General features: G+C 68.0%; 16 protein-coding genes and 1 riboswitch. Of the genes, 11 read left to right on the top strand and 5 right to left on the bottom strand.

The window, feature by feature from the left end:
* Positions 1 to 44: 44 nt before the first annotated feature.
* From WKW77_RS02290 to WKW77_RS02275, 4 genes are all read right to left on the bottom strand, one after another.
* Entirely contained in the window at positions 45 to 488 is a 444-nt protein-coding gene (locus WKW77_RS02290) for a universal stress protein (protein ID WP_340355194.1), read from the bottom strand.
* A gap of 70 nt (positions 489 to 558) precedes the next feature.
* The gene (locus tag WKW77_RS02285) at positions 559 to 1374 is read right to left on the bottom strand and encodes a sulfite exporter TauE/SafE family protein (protein ID WP_340355193.1); all 816 of its coding nucleotides are present in this window, start codon (positions 1372 to 1374) and stop codon (positions 559 to 561) included.
* A 280-nt stretch (positions 1375 to 1654) separates the two neighbouring features.
* Entirely contained in the window at positions 1655 to 1975 is a 321-nt protein-coding gene (locus tag WKW77_RS02280) for a cell division protein ZapA (protein ID WP_340355192.1), read from the bottom strand.
* Positions 1972 to 2199 carry a DUF904 domain-containing protein gene (locus tag WKW77_RS02275; RefSeq protein ID WP_093159302.1) on the bottom strand — a complete coding sequence of 76 codons (228 nt, stop codon included), beginning with the start codon at positions 2197 to 2199 and terminating at the stop codon, positions 1972 to 1974. The genes WKW77_RS02280 and WKW77_RS02275 overlap by 4 nt, the downstream gene beginning before the upstream one ends.
* A gap of 77 nt (positions 2200 to 2276) precedes the next feature.
* A riboswitch (cobalamin riboswitch) is annotated at positions 2277 to 2522 on the top strand.
* Between the two features lie 81 nt (positions 2523 to 2603).
* Between WKW77_RS02275 and WKW77_RS02270 the strand changes: the two genes are divergently transcribed.
* From WKW77_RS02270 to WKW77_RS02235, 8 genes are read left to right on the top strand one after another with little or no spacing between them, the layout of a single operon-like run.
* A complete protein-coding gene (locus WKW77_RS02270) occupies positions 2604 to 4481 on the top strand; it encodes a TonB-dependent receptor domain-containing protein (protein WP_340355191.1) in 1878 nt (625 codons plus the stop codon).
* Positions 4478 to 5047: a bifunctional adenosylcobinamide kinase/adenosylcobinamide-phosphate guanylyltransferase gene (locus WKW77_RS02265; RefSeq protein ID WP_340355190.1), complete on the top strand. Its 570-nt coding sequence runs from the start codon at positions 4478 to 4480 to the stop codon at positions 5045 to 5047. Before WKW77_RS02270 ends, WKW77_RS02265 begins: the two co-directional genes overlap by 4 nt.
* A complete protein-coding gene (locus WKW77_RS02260; protein WP_340355189.1) occupies positions 5044 to 6009 on the top strand; it encodes an ABC transporter substrate-binding protein in 966 nt (321 codons plus the stop codon). The genes WKW77_RS02265 and WKW77_RS02260 overlap by 4 nt, the downstream gene beginning before the upstream one ends.
* Positions 6006 to 7013, top strand: a complete 1008-nt coding sequence (locus tag WKW77_RS02255; RefSeq protein ID WP_340355188.1) for a FecCD family ABC transporter permease — start codon at positions 6006 to 6008, stop codon at positions 7011 to 7013. Before WKW77_RS02260 ends, WKW77_RS02255 begins: the two co-directional genes overlap by 4 nt.
* Positions 7010 to 7780, top strand: a complete 771-nt coding sequence (locus WKW77_RS02250; protein WP_340355187.1) for an ABC transporter ATP-binding protein — start codon at positions 7010 to 7012, stop codon at positions 7778 to 7780. The genes WKW77_RS02255 and WKW77_RS02250 overlap by 4 nt, the downstream gene beginning before the upstream one ends.
* A 14-nt stretch (positions 7781 to 7794) precedes the next feature.
* A complete protein-coding gene (gene cobO / locus WKW77_RS02245) occupies positions 7795 to 8364 on the top strand; it encodes a cob(I)yrinic acid a,c-diamide adenosyltransferase (protein WP_340355186.1) in 570 nt (189 codons plus the stop codon).
* Positions 8365 to 8372: 8 nt separating this feature from the next.
* A complete protein-coding gene (gene cbiB / locus WKW77_RS02240; protein ID WP_340355185.1) occupies positions 8373 to 9311 on the top strand; it encodes an adenosylcobinamide-phosphate synthase CbiB in 939 nt (312 codons plus the stop codon).
* A complete protein-coding gene (locus tag WKW77_RS02235; RefSeq protein ID WP_340355184.1) occupies positions 9308 to 10270 on the top strand; it encodes an aminotransferase class I/II-fold pyridoxal phosphate-dependent enzyme in 963 nt (320 codons plus the stop codon). Before cbiB ends, WKW77_RS02235 begins: the two co-directional genes overlap by 4 nt.
* Here the strand turns inward: WKW77_RS02235 and WKW77_RS02230 are convergent.
* Entirely contained in the window at positions 10251 to 11222 is a 972-nt protein-coding gene (locus tag WKW77_RS02230) for a LysR family transcriptional regulator (RefSeq protein WP_340355183.1), read from the bottom strand. The genes WKW77_RS02235 and WKW77_RS02230 overlap by 20 nt on opposite strands.
* A gap of 180 nt (positions 11223 to 11402) precedes the next feature.
* Between WKW77_RS02230 and WKW77_RS02225 the strand changes: the two genes are divergently transcribed.
* The 3 genes from WKW77_RS02225 to WKW77_RS02215 all read left to right on the top strand — a co-directional run bounded on the left by WKW77_RS02225 (position 11403) and on the right by WKW77_RS02215 (position 17048).
* The gene (locus tag WKW77_RS02225) at positions 11403 to 12263 is read left to right on the top strand and encodes an alpha/beta hydrolase (protein ID WP_340355182.1); all 861 of its coding nucleotides are present in this window, start codon (positions 11403 to 11405) and stop codon (positions 12261 to 12263) included.
* Between the two features lie 242 nt (positions 12264 to 12505).
* Positions 12506 to 13762, top strand: coding sequence for an efflux RND transporter periplasmic adaptor subunit (locus WKW77_RS02220; protein ID WP_340355181.1), 1257 nt, complete (start codon positions 12506 to 12508; stop codon positions 13760 to 13762).
* A gap of 25 nt (positions 13763 to 13787) precedes the next feature.
* Positions 13788 to 17048 carry an efflux RND transporter permease subunit gene (locus tag WKW77_RS02215; protein WP_340355180.1) on the top strand — a complete coding sequence of 1087 codons (3261 nt, stop codon included), beginning with the start codon at positions 13788 to 13790 and terminating at the stop codon, positions 17046 to 17048.
* The last annotated feature ends 6 nt before the right edge of the window (positions 17049 to 17054 follow it).

The raw sequence follows: 17054 nt of genomic DNA, 5'->3' as shown, positions 1-17054 counted from the left end.
ACGGTGCGGCGAGGGCCGCACCGCTTCGCCGTTATAAATCGCGATCAGCGCAGCACCAAGACAGGAAGCTCGGAATGCGTAAGGACATGCTGGGTCTCGCTGCCCAGGAGCAGCCGCTTGATGCCCTTGCGGCCGTGCGAGGCCATGACGATCAGGTTGCACTCGTGCTTTTTCGCCGCACCGATGATGGCATCGCCGACGACGTCGGAACTGGTGACCGCGGTCTTGAGGTTCACGCCGGCCGCCCTGGCCTCGGTGGCGACCGCGTCGAGCGCTGTCTGCGCGGAGTCGGCCCACTGCTTTTCGATGCGGCCGATGTCCTCGGGCGTGAAGACGGCGGCGCCGTCGAAATAGTTGGTCGGATAGCGGGGCACGACGGTCAGCGCGACCAGTTCGGCGCCGTTCTGCGCCGCCAGCGCGATGGCGCTCGTCACGGCTTTCTTGGCCAGGGGCGAGCCGTCGGTGGCGACCAGGATTCGCTGGAACATGCAGTTCTCCTTGATTGAGTGCGACCACTTTAAGCCAGCCGCCGGAGAAGCGCTTGTGCCAGATCAAACGTCAGCCGCGCAGGCCCTTCCACAGCATGTAGGTCGCGAGTAGATAGAGGATGCTCGCGAACACCCGCTTGAGCTTCGACACCGGCAGGTTGTGCGCCGCCTTCGCGCCCAGCGGCGCGACCAGAAAGCTGGTGACCGCGATGGCCGCGAGCGCCGGCAGCCAGATGTAGCCGAACGAGCCGGCGGGCAGTCCCGGCACCGACTGGCCGCTCGCGATGTAGCCCGCGACGTTGGCCAGCGCGATCGGGAAGCCGAGCGCCGCACTCGTCGCCACCGCGTTGTGGATCGCGACGTTGCACCAGGTCATGAAGGGCACGCTGATGAAGCCGCCGCCCGCGCCGACGAGGCCCGAGACGAAGCCGATGACGCCACCGGCCGCGAGTTGCCCTCCAGTGCCCGGCATCTGGCGCGTCGGCTTGGGCTTCTTGTCGAGGAACATCTTTGTGGCCGAGAAGCCGACGAACAGCGCGAAGAAGATCGCGAGCGCAGTGCCCTTGAGCAGCGAGAACACGCCGAGGCTGCCGATCAGGCTGCCGATGACGATGCCGGGGGCGAGCCGCCGGGCGATGTCCCAGCGGACCGCGCCGCGCTTGTGATGCGCCCGCACGCTCGCGATCGAGGTGAAGATGATGGTCGACATCGAGGTCGCGATCGCCATCTTCACGGCGAGATCGGCCGATACCCCTCGGTGGCCCATGATGATCGTGAGGAACGGCACCATCAGCATGCCGCCGCCGATGCCGAGCAGGCCGGCCAGGAATCCGGTGCCGACGCCGAGGAGGGCGAGTTCGGCGATCAACAGGGGTTCGATCGTCATGCGGTGCGAAATGCGGGCCAGAAAAAAGCCACGGCCCCGATGCGGGGGCCGTGGCGACGAGGAATAGGTGTCTGCGAGTGGGCCTGGACTCGCAGCCTGAACCGGGGTTCAGGTGGGCGAGGGCAGCAAGGCTTCGGGTTCATCTGACGCGAGATGATCACACCCGCCGAGCGATATACCAAGCCCTGCTCCGTGGAGCATTGGTACAAGGACATATAGAGCCCAGCGCGCACCGCAGACAGGCGCGATTTTACGCCGGCCCGGCGCGGCGGCGCGAGTTTCAGAGTAAATGCCCGTCGCCGGCGAGGGCCTGATCGAGACGCTGGATCAACTGCGTGGCGCGTGCATCGTCCGCGGTGGGATCCGATGCGGCGGCGGGCGGTGCGGCCGGGGGCTCGGCTTCGCGCTGCGCGAGGTCGAACGCGAGATTCAGAGAAGCGAGCACCGCGATGCGGTCGCGCGCCTTGACCTTGCCGGCGTCGCGGATCTTGCACATCGCCGCGTCGACACGTTCCACCGCTTCGCGCAACCGGGCTTCACCGCCTTCGGGACAGCCGAGCAGATAGCTCTGGCCCATGATCTGGACTTCGATTTGTTTCATGAGCGGGCGCTCGGATCTTGAGTGGGATCGGCCGGGAGCTGATCGAGAAGGGCATCGAGCCGCGTCCGCGCGGCCGTCAGGCGCGACTTGAGCGCATCGCGTTCCCGCGTGAGCGCCTCCACCTGCTCCTGCAGCAACGCATTGGTGCGCTGTACTTCTTCATGGCGCACGAGCAGTCGTTCGACACGCTCGGCGATCTGTTCAATACGGCTCGGTGCAGGCATGGGGGGCGATTGTAGATTCCGGCGCTTGCGGGTTTCCACGGCCGGCTGGCGGTGCGTGGAACGTGTTTCACGAGACTTTACAATCCCGGGCTGTTGGTGCTCGCGAGGTGGTTCACACGTCGCAGTTGAACGGGAAGCAGGAGCCGACGCCCTCACAGGGCTCAAGCCGGCCTGCGCTGCCCCCGCAACGGTCAAGCAGACGGCGTCCTCTCGACGGATGCCGCCCTCGTCAATCAGCCACTGGAAGCAATGAAACAGGCTTCTGGGAAGGCGACGAAGGTCGCGCTGCCAGCCCGGATACCGGCCAACGAGGCGGTCGCCGCATGTTCGTGCATGCGTGTCGTCCATTGCGTCCATGCGCTGGCGGGGAAGCCGGCGAAGGACATTGACCTTTTGTTGTCCCCATGAAGACAAGCGTTTTCTTCCATCGCACCGACCGGTGCGCTTCGTCGTGGCCGCTCGCGCGCGCCACCCACATTTCGCTGGCCGTGGCCGCGTTGTCGGGCGTGTCGTCCGCCGCGATGGCCCAGGGCGCCCCGTCGCTCACCGAAACCGTGGTGACCGCCACCCGCACCCCGACGCGCGTCGATGACCTGGTTTCCGATACCGTCGTGATCGACCGCGCACAGATCGAGCAGCAGGCCAGCCGCACGTTGCCCGAAATCCTCGCGCGGCTCGCGGGCGTCCAGATCTCGGCCAACGGCGGTGCCGGCAAGGCGAGCAGCGTCTACATCCGCGGCGCCGAGGCGCGCCACACCATCCTGCTGATCGACGGCGTGCGCTACGGCTCCGCAACGCTCGGCACGCCGAACTGGGACAACATCCCGGTCGAGATGATCGACCGCATCGAAGTAGTGAAGGGCCCGGCCTCCGCGCTCTATGGCAGCGACGGTGTCGGCGGCGTGGTGCAGATCTTCACGCGCAAGGGTGCGCCCGGCGATTCGGTCTTCATGCCGCGCGCCTCGACCACGCTCGGCAGCGAGAGCTACAAGCAGATCACCGGTGGCTTCAGCGGCGCTTCGGGCGCCGCGACCTACTCGCTCGACGTCCAGCGCACAATCCAGGACAGTTTTTCCGCCACCAACAGCAGGGTGCAATTCGGCAACTACAACCCCGACCGCGACCCGTTCAACCAGAGCGCGGCCAACGCTTCGTTCGGCTACCAGTTCAACCCGGACTGGAAGCTGGACGCCGGCCTCCTGTATTCGGACGGCCTGAATCATTTCGACGACGGCCCGGGGCGCGACAGCCGCAACACGGTGCGCACGCAGACCGCCTACGTGGGTGCGAGCGGCAAGGTCATGTCGAGCTGGAACACTCAACTGCGCTACGCGCGCAGCGAGGACAAGACCCAGAACATCGTGGCCGCACCGGGCAACGTGCCCGGCTTGTTCGAGACCACGCAGAACCAATACCTCTGGCAGAACGACATCGCCACGCCGCTGGGCACGGTGATTGCCGGGCTGGAGCGGCTCGAGCAGAACGTGAACAGCGACACACGCTACACCGTCACCGAGCGCGACATCAACTCCGCCTTCGTCGGCCTCAACGGCGACCAGGGCGCGCACAGCTGGCAGCTCAACGCGCGCCACGACGACAACTCGCAGTTCGGCGGCAACGACACCTGGTTCGCCGGCTACGGCTATCGCATCACGCAGAACTGGCGCGTGAACGCGTCATACGGCACGAGCTTCGTGGCACCGTCGTTCAACCAGCTCTACTACCCGAACTTCGGCAATCCCAATCTGAAGCCGGAAGAGGGCAAGAACACCGACGTCGGCATCACCTGGAGCCAGGGCGGCCACACGGTGAAGCTGGTGGGCTACGACAACAAGATCACCGGCTTCATCACCAACGAGACGCTGCCTCAGAACATCCCGCATGCGCGCATCCAGGGCGGCACGCTGAGCTACGACGGCCAGTTGGGCAACCTCGGCCTGCATGCGAGCTACGACTCGCTCGATCCGCACAACGAAGGCACGGGCAAGCAACTGCCGCGGCGCGCGAAGGACCAGGCCACGCTCGGCGTCGACTACCAGATCGGCGCATGGAAGCTCGGCGGCTCGGCGCTCTACGTGGGCCAGCGCTATGACGACGCGGCCAACACGCGCGTTCTCGACGGCTACACCACGGTCGATCTCTATGCCGAATACCGCGTGGCGAAGGACTGGTCGGTGCAGGGCCGCGTCTCGAACATCGGCGACGTGCAATACGAAACGGCGTGGGGCTACAACCAGCCCGGCCGCGCGTTCTACGTGACGCTGAGGTGGCAGCCGAAATGAGCGATGTTTGCCGCGAACTGATCCTCGGTGGCCAGAAGAGCGGCAAATCGCGCCGTGGCGAAGAACTCGCTGCGGCGTGGCTCGGGCGTTCGAACGTGCATCGGGCCGTCCTCATCGCGACCGCGCAGGCACATGACGACGAGATGCGCGCGCGCATCGCGCGTCATCGCCGCGATCGCGCGCTGCGCGTGCCGGGGCTCGGCACGGTGGAGGAACCGCTCGCGCTCGCCGAGGCGATCCGTGCCCAGGCATCACCGAACACGCTGGTGCTGGTCGACTGCCTGACGCTCTGGTTGACGAATCTGATGATGCCGGTCGAAGGGATCGGCCGCAGCCCGGTCGACATCGATGCCGCGACCGACTCGCTGGTGAGCGAAGTCGGCGCGGCTGGCGGCCCGGTCGTGTTGATCGGCAACGAAATCGGCCTCGGCGTGATCCCGCTCGGGCGCGAGGTGCGCGCCTTCGTCGATGCCCTGGGCATGCTCAACCAGCGCGTAGCGGCCGCTTGCGACCGTGTCACGCTGATGGCGGCCGGCCTGCCCTTGACCCTGAAGGAGCCCGGATGAATCTCCTCGCGAGACTGTCGCTCGCCGCCGCGCTGGCCGTGTTCGCGGTGGCGGCGCAGGCGATCGTCGTGACCGACGAGCGCGGCGTGTCGGTCGACCTGCCGAGGCCGCCCCAGCGGATCGTCACCGTGCTGCCTTCGCTTACCGAATCCGTCTGCACGCTCGGCGCCTGCAACCGGCTGGTCGGTGTGGACCGCTACTCCAACTGGCCTGCATCGGTGCGCACCTTGCCCCAGGTCGGCGGCGGGATCGATCCCAATGTCGAAGCCATCGTGGCGCTCAAGCCGGACGTGGTGCTGCTGGCGAAGTCTTCGCGCGTGACCGAACGGCTGGAAGGGCTTGGCCTCAAGGTGCTGGTGCTCGAACCGAAGAACCATGCGGACGTGCGCCGCGTGCTCGATGCGGTGGCCCGGGTGATCGGCTCGGACGATGCGCCGCGCGTATGGCGCGACATCGATGCGAGCGTGTCGGCAGCGGCGCAGTCCCTGCCCGCAGGCGTCCGGAACACGCGGGTGTATTTCGAGGTCAACAGCGCGCCGTATGCGGCGAGCGCGTCATCGTTCATAGGCGAGACGCTCTCGCGCCTGGGTGCGAAGAACATCGTTCCGGGCTCGATGGGACCGTTTCCGAAGCTCAATCCCGAGTTCGTGGTGCGCGCCGATCCCGACCTGATCATGGTGGGCGAGCGAAGTGCGCAGGGGCTGGAGCAGCGGCCAGGGTGGAGCCGCATCAAGGCTGTGCGCGACGGGCGCATCTGCCGCTTCACCGCCGACGAATCCGATGTGCTGGTGCGCCCTGGGCCGCGCATGGGCGAAGCGGCCCGGCTGATGGCGCAGTGCTTGATCTCACCCCCAGCCTCGCCCACTTCGTGTGGCTCGGACCTCCCCTCTTCGGGGGCGCACCCAGCGGACCGGCAAAGCCGGTTCCGCGGGTGCCCTGGTCTGGATTCGGAGCGCCGATGAAAGGCGAACAGCGTCGTGCGCTCGGGCTCGGTGTCGTGCTGCTGTTGGTCGGCGCCATCGTGCTGACGCTCGGCGCGGGCGTGGGCAGCACGGGGTTCGAGAGTCTTTGGGGCGCCTGGCGCGACCCGGTGGCGATGCAGATCGTGTGGGACATCCGGCTGCCGCGCACGCTCGGCGCGTGGCTGGCCGGGGCTTTGCTGGGCCTGGCGGGCGCGGTGGCGCAGGGGCTGTTCCGCAATCCGCTGGCCGATCCCTACCTGCTCGGCAGTGCGTCGGGCGCGTCGCTCGGCGTGGCGGCGGCGCTGTGGATGTTCGGCGCGTCGCCGGCCAGCACGCAGTGGGTGGTACGCCTGGGCATGACCGGGGCGGCGTTTCTCGGCGCGGTGGCGGCGGTGATGCTCACGCTGCTGCTTGCGCGCGGCGTGCAGCAGACGCTGCGTCTGCTGCTGGCGGGCGTCATCGTCGGCGTGGTGCTCGGCGCCGTGAAGGACCTCATCACGATCGCATCGGCGGACATCCTCCAGGCCATTCAGGGCTTCATGCTCGGCAGCACCGGCCTCGTCGGATGGAGTGCCTGCGCGATCATGGGTGCGCTCGCGCTGGTGTGCCTGCTCTCGGGATGGGCGCTGGCACCGGTGCTGGACGGGCTGGCACTCGGCGAGTCGACCGCAAGCAGCCTCGGCCTTCCGGTCGGCGCGATGCGCGCGGCGCTGGTGGCGGTGCTGGCGCTGGCGACCGGCGCCGCGGTGGCGCAGACGGGCTTGATCGCCTTCGTCGGGCTGGCGGCGCCGCATCTGGTGCGCTCCGCGGTCAAGACGACGCATGCTCGGCTGATCATTCTGTCCAGCGCGATGGGAGGCCTGCTGCTGATGTCCGCCGACCTCCTGGCGCGATGGCTGATCGCACCCCAGGAGCTGCCGGTGGGCGTGCTGACCGCAGTGCTCGGCGGCACCTACCTGTTGTGGCTCATGCATCGCCGTAGTGCCAGAGGCGGTGCGCGATGACAGCCGTGCTGGAAGGGCGCGCCATCACCGCGAGGCTCGGCCACGCGGAGGTGTTGCACGCGATCAACGTGTCGTTCTTCGAAGGGCGCTGGACCAGCATCGTCGGCCCCAACGGCGCGGGCAAGTCGACCTTGCTCAAGGTGCTCGCGGGCCTGCTGCCGCACGGCGGCGAGGTGCGTCTGCTGGGCGAGCCGCTCGCGGCGATGCCGGGGCGTGCGCGCGCCCGGCGCCTGTCCTGGCTCGGCCAGGGCGGCGCGGGCGAGGGCAGCGCGGACGACCTCATGGTGTACGACGTCGCCATGCTCGGGCGCCTGCCTCACCAGCGTTGGCTCGCGGCGCCGAACGATGCGGACCGCGCCGCCGTGGAACGCGCGCTGCGCAGTACGCAGGCTTGGGAATGGCGCGACCGGCCGCTCGGCCAGTTGTCCGGTGGCGAACGCCAGCGCGTTCTGCTGGCGCGCGCGCTGGCCGTCGAAGCCGACGTGCTGCTGATGGACGAACCGCTCGCCAACCTCGACCCGCCACATCAGGCCGACTGGATGCAGACCGTGCGCGAGTTGATCGCGCAGGGCCGCACCGTGGTCAGCGTGCTGCATGAACTCAATGCCGCGCTGGTCGCCGACGACATGGTCGTGATGGCGCAAGGGCGCGTTCTTCACCACGGCGCCTGCAATGACGGCGCGACGCATCGCGCGCTCGAGGACGTGTTCGACCGGCGCGTGGTGGTGCATCAGATCGAAGGCCACTGGCTGGCCGTACCCCGTTGAGGAATTCAGGACCCATGCAGATCGAAACCCCACCCAGCGAAAAGCCCTATGAGAAGCCCGAAGGCGAACGCCGCGGCATCGTCATCGTCAACACTGGCGACGGCAAGGGCAAGAGCACGGCCGCCTTCGGCCTCGCCTTGCGCGCGCACGGACGCGGCAAGGCGGTGAAGATCTTCCAGTTCATGAAGGTGCCCAGCGCGCGCTTCGGCGAGCACCGGATGTTCGAGCAGATCGGAATCCCGATCGAAGGGCTCGGCGACGGCTTCAGCTGGAAGAGCCAGGACCTCGAACGCTCGGCGCAGCTCGCGCGCGACGGGTGGGAGAAGGCGAAGGCCGCCATCCTGTCGGGCGAGTACTTCCTCGTCGTGCTCGACGAGATCACCTATCCGCTGATCTACGGCTGGCTGTCGCTGGATAGCGTGCTGGAGACGCTGCGCGCGCGGCCGAAGGAGGTGCACGTGGTCCTGACCGGCCGGCGCTGTCCCGACGAGATCATCCAGCTCGCCGACACGGTGACCGAGATGACGATGATCAAGCACGCGTTCAAGGCCGGCATTCCGGCGCAGCGCGGCATCGAAGACTAGGGGCGCCGTTGGTCCTTGTCGCCACCCTCTGGCTCGCGCTGGCGATCGATCGCTGGCTGGGCGAGCCGCCTGCGGGCGGGCATCCGGTGGTGTGGATGGGACGGTATCTCGGCTGGATGGGCGACCTCGTTGCGCCGCGTGCGGGTGCCGAAAGCACGCGCGATTTCCTCCGCTTTGGCGCGGGTGCGCTCGGCTGGTGCGCAGGTGCCTTGCTGGTGGCGGGCGTCGCTTGCGGCGTTGCGCGGGCCGCATTCGTGCTGCCCGCCTGGGCTGCCGCGCTGCTGCTGGGCATCGCGCTCAAGCCGCTGCTCGCATGGCGCATGCTGCGGGACGAAGTGCTGGCGGTCGAAGCGGCGCTCGGCCGTTCGCTCGACGACGGACGAACCCAGCTCGCCCGATTGGTCAGCCGCGACGTGCGCATGCTCAGTGCCGTCGAAGTGCGCGAGAGCGCGATCGAATCGCTGGCCGAGAACCTCAACGATTCGCTGGTCGCGCCCCTGTTCTGGTTCGCTCTCCTCGGATTGCCGGGCGCGGCGGTCTATCGCTTCGCCAACACGGCGGATGCGATGTGGGGCTATCGCGGCGAACGCGGCGGCCGCGACTGGGAATGGGCGGGCAAGTGGGCCGCACGCATGGACGACGTGCTTTCATGGATCCCCGCGCGCATCACCGCGGCCTTGCTGCTTCTCGGCTCGCCGGTGCGGTTCGCGTCCTGCCGGCGCGAGGCGCGCAGGACGCCGTCGCCCAATGGCGGATGGCCCATGGGCGCGATGGCCCTGCGTGCGGGCGTGAGGCTTTCGAAGCCCGGTGTGTACGTGCTCAATGCACCCGGGCGCGAGGCCGCGGCCTCGGATATGGCGCATGTCGTGGCCATCGCATCTCGCGTGGTCGTCTTGGCCGCCGTTTGCGCAACGGTTGCGATGGTCTTCCGCCTAGGCGTGGCATGACGCACGGCGGCCCCGATGCGCTGGGCGCGGCGCTGCATGACTTCTCGACCAATGCCAACGCATGCGGTCCGTGCCGCGATGCGCTGTCGGCAGTGGAGGTCGCCGATCCTCGCCGCTACCCGGACCCGCTCTACACCGCGCTGCGTGAGCGGCTTGCCGACTTCCATCGTGTGGACGCGCGGCGCATCGTGATCGCGTCGAGCGCCAGCGAGTTCATCGCGCGGATCACCGCGGCGGTGGCGCGGCGCGGCGGCCGGCGGATCCGTCTGCCGCCGCACTGCTATGGCGACTACCTGCGTGCGGCGGGCGCATGGGGCTTCGAACGGGTGGACCATGGCGCCGATCTGGTCTGGTGCTGTGATCCATCGAGTCCGCTCGGGCAGCCGCAGGAAGCACTCGACCCGCTTATCCATGGGCTGCGCGCGGAGGCGGTCTGCGTGATCGACCTCGCCTACGAGCCGCTGAGATTGGAAGGCGCGCTTGGGCTGGGCCGCGAGCCCCTGAATGCGACCTGGCAGCTCTGGACGCCGAACAAGGCGCTCGGACTGACCGGCGTTCGCGCCGCCTATGCCATCGCGCCACTGGACCGGGAAGACTGGGTGGCGCAACTCGCGGCGCTCGCGCCTTCGTGGCCGATCGGCGCGCACGGCGTTGCGCTGCTGGAAAGCTGGACCCGCTCGACGACGCAACGGTGGCTGGACGAGAGTCGCGCCACGCTGCGCTTATGGAAGGCGGCGCAGCGCGCGATGTGCGAGTCGCTCGGCTGGCAATGCCTGCCAAGCGTCGTCAACTACTTCTGCGCAAACCCGGATGTGCCGTACTCGGCGGAACGCTCGGCTGCGCTTCGCGCGCAGGGCATCAAGCTGCGCGATGCCGCGTCTTTCGGATTGCCGGGACATGTCCGGCTCGGCGTGCTGCCGCCGGCCAGCCAGGAGGCGCTCAGGCAGGCATGGCGGTAGGGGCAGGGGCGGACGCCAGCGCAGGTGCAGGTGCAGTGGGGGTGCGCTGCAACTGGGGATGCTTCGCGAACAGCTCGGCGGCCCAGTCCACGAACGCGCGCACCTTGGCGCTCAGGTGCCGGTTCGGCGGATAGACCACGTGCACCGGCAGGGGCGGACGCGTCCAGTCCTTCAGGATCTGCACCAATTCCCCGCTCTCGATGTAGGGCTCCGCCATGTACGTGATGACCTGCGACAGCCCGTAGCCGCCCAGAACTGCCGTCATGTGCGCGTTGCTGTCGTTCACCGACACGCGGTAGGGGCCGGTGATTTCCAGCTGCTCGTCGCCGCGGTGGAACTCGTGCGGGTAGACCCGGCGCGTGCTGCCGGAGAAGAAGCCAACCACGAGGTGCCGCTTCTCGATGTCCGTCGGATGCTGCGGAATGCCGTAACGCTTGATGTAGGCGGGCGAGGCCACCGTCATCCACGGCAAGTTGCCGATCCGCCGCGCGACCAGCGACTGGTCGGTGAGGTCGCCGCCGCGGATCACGCAGTCCACGTTGTCGGTGATCAGGTCCACCGTGCGGTCGCTCACGCCGACATCGACCTGGATGTCGGGGTACTGGTCGCAGAAGGTCTGAAGGGCCGGAAGGATGACCAGGCGGGCCATGGATGAGCCGACGTCGATGCGCAAGCGGCCCGTCGGGTTGGCCTGCGCATTGGTCATGCTGGCTTCGATGTCGTCGAAATCGTTCAGCAGCCGGGCGGTGCGTTCGTAATAGGCGGCGCCGTCGGGCGTGACCGTGACGCGCCGGGTTGTGCGGTTGAGCAGCTTGACGCGCAGCCTCGCCTCCAGCGCCTGGATCTGCTTGGTGACCGTGCCCTTCGGCAGGCCGAGCGAGTCGGCCGCACGGGTGAAAGTGCCTGCTTCGACGACGCGAACGAAGATCCGCATGCCTTGGATCTGATCCATCTATGCTGCTCCTGAGAGTGCGCTTTGGGGGTGGCCCTCGGGCCGGGGGAGCGGGATTCTCACACGGTCATTTGAGCCGATTGTTAGTCGGTTGGAAACAGAGTAGGGGCTTGTGTCCTGTTTGAAGCATGAGGATGGCGTCTTATATTCCATCCATCGTCCATCCACCGAGACCGCCTCATGTCCACCCGACCGTCCCCGTTATCTGCCGACGTTCCCGCGGCCGTTGCGCGGGGTGCCGAACCCGACATCAGCATCGACCTGCCCGGTCGCGAGCCCGTCAAGGCCCGCCTCTACGGCGAGCGCGCCCGTGGGGCGACCGTGCCGCTGGTGCTGCATTTCCATGGCGGGACCTTCGTCTGCGGCGGTCTCGACAACGGTCGCAACGTGGCGCGCCTTCTGGCCGGCGCGGGCGCGGTGGTGGTGTCGCTCGACTACCCGAAAGCGCCCAAGGCGCCGTTCCCCGAGCCGATCGAGGTCGGCTACGCGGCCCTCGAATGGCTCTACAAGCAGCGCAGCAAGCTCGGCGGCAAGGGAGCCGACCTGTTCCTCGCGGGCGAGGAAGCCGGGGGCAACCTGGCGGCGGCGGTGGCGATGATTGCCCGCGACCGGGGGCATCCGCCGCTGGCCGGCCAGATCCTGCTGTCGCCCATGCTCGACCCGTGCGCCGGCACGGCCTCGCTGCGGCAAGCCACGGGCGATGCGATCCAGTGCCGGTGGGCCTCGGGCTGGCGGGAATTCCTGAACCGCCCGGTCAATGCCACGCACCCCTACGCGGTACCGGGCGGATCGCTTCGGCTGGCCGAAGTGGCCCGGACGCTGGTGCTGGTCGGCAAGGACGACCCGATGCGCGACGAGGGCCTGGCTTTCGCGCAGCGGCTCCAGGATGCCGGCATTCCGGTCACCAGCAGCGTCTTGCCCGGGGCCTCGAACTGGCCCGCTGCACTCTACGAGCCCGAGGGCTCCGGTTGCGCTGAGTGCGAGGCGGTGGTGCAGAAGCACTTCCGCGATTTCTTCAGCGCCGCACCGCCGCCTCATTGAGCGGCGACGCACGGTTCGCCGTGCGGCCATGGATCCCGTAGCGCGGGATCGATCCGAAGGCTGAGGGCCTGATCCCTCGTTCTCCTGCGACGGCAAAACCGCCGCAGCGGTGATGCCTTCGTCCGCGCAACGCCCTGGCCGCCGACCGCCGCGCTCCCAACCGATTCCCTTTCCGCCGTCCTGCGCCACCCGCGCGGGAGGGTCCGTCGCATCCCAGAAGTCACCAAAAGGACGTATTCATCATGACGAACAACAAGTCTTCCTCTCCGGCCCGCCGCGGCCTCTGGCCCGCGGTGACGGGCGTCACGGCCCTGGTTGCCATCGCTTCGGCGGTGATCCTGGGCTTGCACAGTTTCAACGCCGAGGCGAACAACGCGCAGGCGGCCGGGGCCGCGCCAGCGGTGCCGGTGTCGGTCGCCACCGTCGCCTCGACCGAGGTCAATACCTGGGACGAGTTCTCTGGCCGGCTCGAGGCGGTCGAGCGGGTCGATGTCCGTTCGCGCGTCGCAGGCGCGGTGCAGGCGGTGCATTTCCGCGAGGGCGCACTGGTCAAGCAGGGCGAACTGCTGATCACCATCGACCCGGCGCCGTATGCGGCTGAAGTGGATCGCGCCGAAGCACAGGTCGTCGCCGCGCAGGCGCGCGTGGCCTTCACCCGCAGCGAGACCGAGCGCTCTCGCCGCCTCTGGGCGGAACAGGCGATCGCCCAACGCGAGCTCGACGAACGCACGAACGCAAGCCGCGAAGCCGAGGCGAGCCTGCGCGCCGCGCAGGCTCAATTGCAGAGCGCACGCCTGAACCTCGGCTACACGCAGGTGCGCGCACCGGTGGCCGGGCGGATCGGCAAGCTCGAGGTGACGGTGGGCAACCTGGTCGCGGCCGGTCCGGGCGCGCCGGTGCTCACGACGCTGGTGTCGGTCAGCCCGATCTACGCGAGCTTCGACGCCGATGAGCAGATCGTGGTCCGCGCGCTGAAGGACCTGCCGGGCGGCGCCAGCGCGCGCAATCGCATCGAAGGCATCCCGGTGCAGATGGGCACCGCGGGCACCGACGGCACGCCTTACGAAGGTCGCCTGCAGCTCATCGACAACCAGGTTGACGCCAAGAGCGGCACGGTGCGTGTCCGTGCCGCCTTCGACAACAAGGACGGCGCGCTGATTCCCGGCCAGTTCGCCCGCATCCGCATGGGGCAGGCCCACAGCGACAAGGCGCTTCTGGTCAACGAACGTGCCGTCGGCACCGACCAGAACAAGAAGTTCGTGATGGTCGTCGGCGCAGACAACAAGGCCGAGTACCGCGAAGTCGCGCTCGGCGCGCCGTTCAACGGCCTGCGCATCGTGACCAAGGGGCTCGAGCCCGGCGAGCGCGTGATCGTCAACGGCCTGCAGCACATCCGCCCCGGCGCGGTCGTTGCGCCCCAGACCGTGACGATGGATGCGAAGGCCGAATTGGCACCGCAGACCCAGCGCGTCGCGCAGGCGAAGTCCGAGAAATCCTGATCCCGTTCGAGAAGAGGAATCCACCATGAATCTTTCGAAATTCTTCATCGACCGGCCGATCTTTGCCGGTGTGCTTTCGGTGCTGATACTGATCGGCGGGCTGATCGCGCTGCGCGGCCTGCCGATCTCCGAGTACCCCGAGGTGGTTCCGCCATCGGTGGTGGTGCGGGCCAACTACCCGGGCGCGAACCCGAAAGTGATCGCCGAGACGGTGGCGACGCCGCTGGAAGAACAGATCAACGGCGTCGAAGGCATGCTCTACATGGGCAGCCAGGCGACGACCGACGGCCTCATGACGCTGACCGTGACCTTCAAGCTCGGCACCGATCCGGACAAGGCGCAGCAGCTCGTGCAGAACCGCGTCGCACAGGCCGAGCCGCGCCTGCCCGAAGAGGTGCGACGTCTGGGCATCACGACCGTCAAGAGTTCGCCCGACCTCACGATGGTGGTGCACCTGCTCTCGCCCAACGGTCGCTACGACATGACGTACCTCCGCAACTACGCGGTGCTCAATGTCAAGGACCGGCTCGCACGCGTGCAGGGCGTGGGCGACGTGCAGCTCTTCGGCTCGGGCGACTATTCGATGCGCGTGTGGCTCGATCCGCAGAAGGTCGCGCAGCGCGGCCTCTCGGCCGGCGACGTGGTGCGCGCGATCCGCGAGCAGAACGTGCAGGCGGCGGCCGGGGTGGTCGGCGCTTCGCCGGGGCTGCCCGGCGTGGACATGCAGATCTCGATCAACGCGCAGGGCCGTCTGCAGACCGAAGAGGAGTTCGGCGACATCATCGTCAAGACCAGTGCCGACGGCGCGGTGACGCGCCTGCGCGACGTCGCGCGGCTGGAGCTCGGCGCGTCGAGCTATGCGCTGCGTTCGCTGCTCGACAACAAGGACGCGGTGGCGGTGCCGATCTTCGCGGCGCCGGGCTCCAACGCGATCCAGATCTCGAACGACGTGCGCGCCACGATGGCCGAACTCAAGAAGAACATGCCCGACGGCGTGGACTACGACATCGTCTACGACCCGACGCAGTTCGTGCGCGCCTCGATCGAATCGGTGGTGCACACGCTGATCGAGGCGATCGCGCTCGTGGTGCTGGTGGTGATCCTGTTCCTGCAGACCTGGCGTGCCTCGATCATCCCGTTGCTGGCGGTGCCGGTGTCCGTGATCGGCACCTTCGCGGTGATGCATGTCTTCGGCTTCTCGATCAACGCGCTGAGCCTCTTCGGGCTGGTGCTCGCGATCGGCATCGTGGTCGACGACGCGATCGTGGTGGTCGAGAACGTGGAGCGCAACATCGAGGCCGGCCTGAGTCCGCGCCAGGCGACCTACCGCGCGATGCGTGAAGTCTCCGGGCCGATCATCGCGATCGCGCTGGTGCTGGTGGCGGTGTTCGTGCCGCTGGCCTTCATCAGCGGGCTGACCGGGCAGTTCTATCGCCAGTTCGCGCTGACGATCGCGATCTCGACCGTGATCTCGGCGATCAACTCGCTCACGCTCTCGCCCGCGCTCGCCGCCTTGCTGCTGCGCGACCACGACGCGCCCAAGGATGCGCTGACGCGCGGCATGGACCGCGTGTTCGGCCGCTTCTTCCGCGCCTTCAACCGCGTGTTCCATCGCGGCGCCGAGGGCTACAGCAGCGGCGTGAAGGGCGCGATCTCGCGCAAGGCCTTGATGATGGTGGTCTACCTCGCACTCGTGGGCGTGACGTTCGGGCTCTTCAAGGCGGTGCCCGGCGGCTTCGTGCCGGCGCAGGACAAGCAGTACCTGATCGGCTTCGCGCAGCTGCCCGACGGCGCCACGCTCGACCGCACCGAGGAAGTCACGCGCCGCATGAACGAAATCGTGATGAAGCAGCCGGGCGTGCAGCACGCGATCACCTTCCCGGGCCTGTCGATCAACGGCTTCACCAACAGCTCGAACTCGGGCATCGTGTTCGTCGGCCTCGACGAGTTCGACAAGCGCAAGTCGAAGGAGCTGAGCGCCGGTGCGATCGCGGGGCAGCTCAACGCGCAGTTCAGCCAGATCCAGGACGCCTACATCGCGATCTTCCCGCCGCCGCCGGTGCAGGGCCTCGGCACGACGGGCGGCTTCAAGCTGCAGCTCGAAGACCGCGGCTCGGTCGGCTACGCGGGCATGGACAAGGCAGTGAAGGCGTTCATGGCGAAGGCCTATCAGACGCCGGAGCTCGCGGGCATGTTCACGAGCTGGCAGGTCAACGTACCGCAGCTCTACGCCGACATCGATCGCACCAAGGCACGCCAGCTCGGCGTGCCGGTGACGGAGGTGTTCGACACCATGCAGATCTACCTCGGCAGCCTGTACGCGAACGACTTCAATCGCTTCGGGCGCACCTACAGCGTGCGTGTGCAGGCGGATGCGCCGTACCGCGCGCGCGCCGAGGACGTGGGTCTGCTCAAGGTGCGTTCGACCAGCGGCGAGATGGTGCCTCTGTCGGCGCTGATGAACATCCAGCCCAGCTACGGGCCGGAGCGTGCGATGCGCTACAACGGTTTCCTCTCGGCCGACATCAACGGCGGACCGGCGCCCGGCTTCTCGTCGGGGCAGGCGAGGGCGGCCGTCGAGCGCATCGCGGCCGAGACGCTGCCGCCGGGCGTGAGCTTCGAATGGACGGAACTGACCTACCAGGAAATCCTGGCCGGCAACTCGGCGGTGTGGGTGTTCCCGCTCGCGATCCTGCTGGTCTTCCTGGTGCTTGCGGCGCAGTACGAGAGCCTGACCTTGCCGGTGGCGATCATCCTGATCGTGCCGATGGGCCTGCTGGCGGCGATGACGGGCGTGTGGCTCTCGGGCAGCGACAACAACATCTTCACGCAGATCGGGTTGATGGTGCTGGTCGGGCTGTCGGCGAAGAACGCCATCCTGATCGTGGAATTCGCACGTGAGCTGGAGTTCGCCGGGCGAACGCCGGTGCAGGCCGCGATCGAGGCGAGCCGGCTGCGCCTGCGGCCGATCCTGATGACCTCGATGGCTTTCATCATGGGCGTGCTGCCGCTGGTGCTGTCGACCGGCGCGGGCGCGGAGATGCGCCACGCGATGGGCATCGCGGTGTTCTCCGGAATGATCGGCGTGACCGCGTTCGGCCTGTTCCTGACGCCGGTGTTCTACGTGCTGCTGCGCCGCATGACGGGCAACCGCCCCCTGAAGCTGCACGGCGAGGTGCCGCATGGCGATGCGTTCGTGTCGGGTGACCATCCCGTTGCGCCTTCGCATGCCGGCGGCGGACCGCTGCGCCCTTCGCCCGCCGCGCCGCTCAAGGCGATCGAGTGAGGCGCC

Origin of the sequence: Variovorax ureilyticus, from assembly GCF_037889935.1 — a bacterium.
GTDB classification, from domain to species: domain Bacteria; phylum Pseudomonadota; class Gammaproteobacteria; order Burkholderiales; family Burkholderiaceae_C; genus Variovorax; species Variovorax ureilyticus.
This window is presented reverse-complemented; position numbering and strand designations above follow the sequence as displayed.

Coding starts and splice junctions, on each gene's coding strand:
- WKW77_RS02270 (WP_340355191.1), top strand. CDS start 2,604: ATGAAGACAAGCGTTTTCTTCCATCGCACCGACCGGTGCGCTTCGTCG.
- WKW77_RS02225 (WP_340355182.1), top strand. CDS start 11,403: ATGTCCACCCGACCGTCCCCGTTATCTGCCGACGTTCCCGCGGCCGTT.
- WKW77_RS02280 (WP_340355192.1), bottom strand. CDS start 1,975: ATGAAACAAATCGAAGTCCAGATCATGGGCCAGAGCTATCTGCTCGGC.
- WKW77_RS02285 (WP_340355193.1), bottom strand. CDS start 1,374: ATGACGATCGAACCCCTGTTGATCGCCGAACTCGCCCTCCTCGGCGTC.
- WKW77_RS02290 (WP_340355194.1), bottom strand. CDS start 488: ATGTTCCAGCGAATCCTGGTCGCCACCGACGGCTCGCCCCTGGCCAAG.
- WKW77_RS02265 (WP_340355190.1), top strand. CDS start 4,478: ATGAGCGATGTTTGCCGCGAACTGATCCTCGGTGGCCAGAAGAGCGGC.
- WKW77_RS02215 (WP_340355180.1), top strand. CDS start 13,788: ATGAATCTTTCGAAATTCTTCATCGACCGGCCGATCTTTGCCGGTGTG.
- WKW77_RS02255 (WP_340355188.1), top strand. CDS start 6,006: ATGAAAGGCGAACAGCGTCGTGCGCTCGGGCTCGGTGTCGTGCTGCTG.
- WKW77_RS02235 (WP_340355184.1), top strand. CDS start 9,308: ATGACGCACGGCGGCCCCGATGCGCTGGGCGCGGCGCTGCATGACTTC.
- WKW77_RS02275 (WP_093159302.1), bottom strand. CDS start 2,199: ATGCCTGCACCGAGCCGTATTGAACAGATCGCCGAGCGTGTCGAACGA.
- WKW77_RS02250 (WP_340355187.1), top strand. CDS start 7,010: ATGACAGCCGTGCTGGAAGGGCGCGCCATCACCGCGAGGCTCGGCCAC.
- WKW77_RS02260 (WP_340355189.1), top strand. CDS start 5,044: ATGAATCTCCTCGCGAGACTGTCGCTCGCCGCCGCGCTGGCCGTGTTC.
- WKW77_RS02230 (WP_340355183.1), bottom strand. CDS start 11,222: ATGGATCAGATCCAAGGCATGCGGATCTTCGTTCGCGTCGTCGAAGCA.
- WKW77_RS02220 (WP_340355181.1), top strand. CDS start 12,506: ATGACGAACAACAAGTCTTCCTCTCCGGCCCGCCGCGGCCTCTGGCCC.
- cobO (WP_340355186.1), top strand. CDS start 7,795: ATGCAGATCGAAACCCCACCCAGCGAAAAGCCCTATGAGAAGCCCGAA.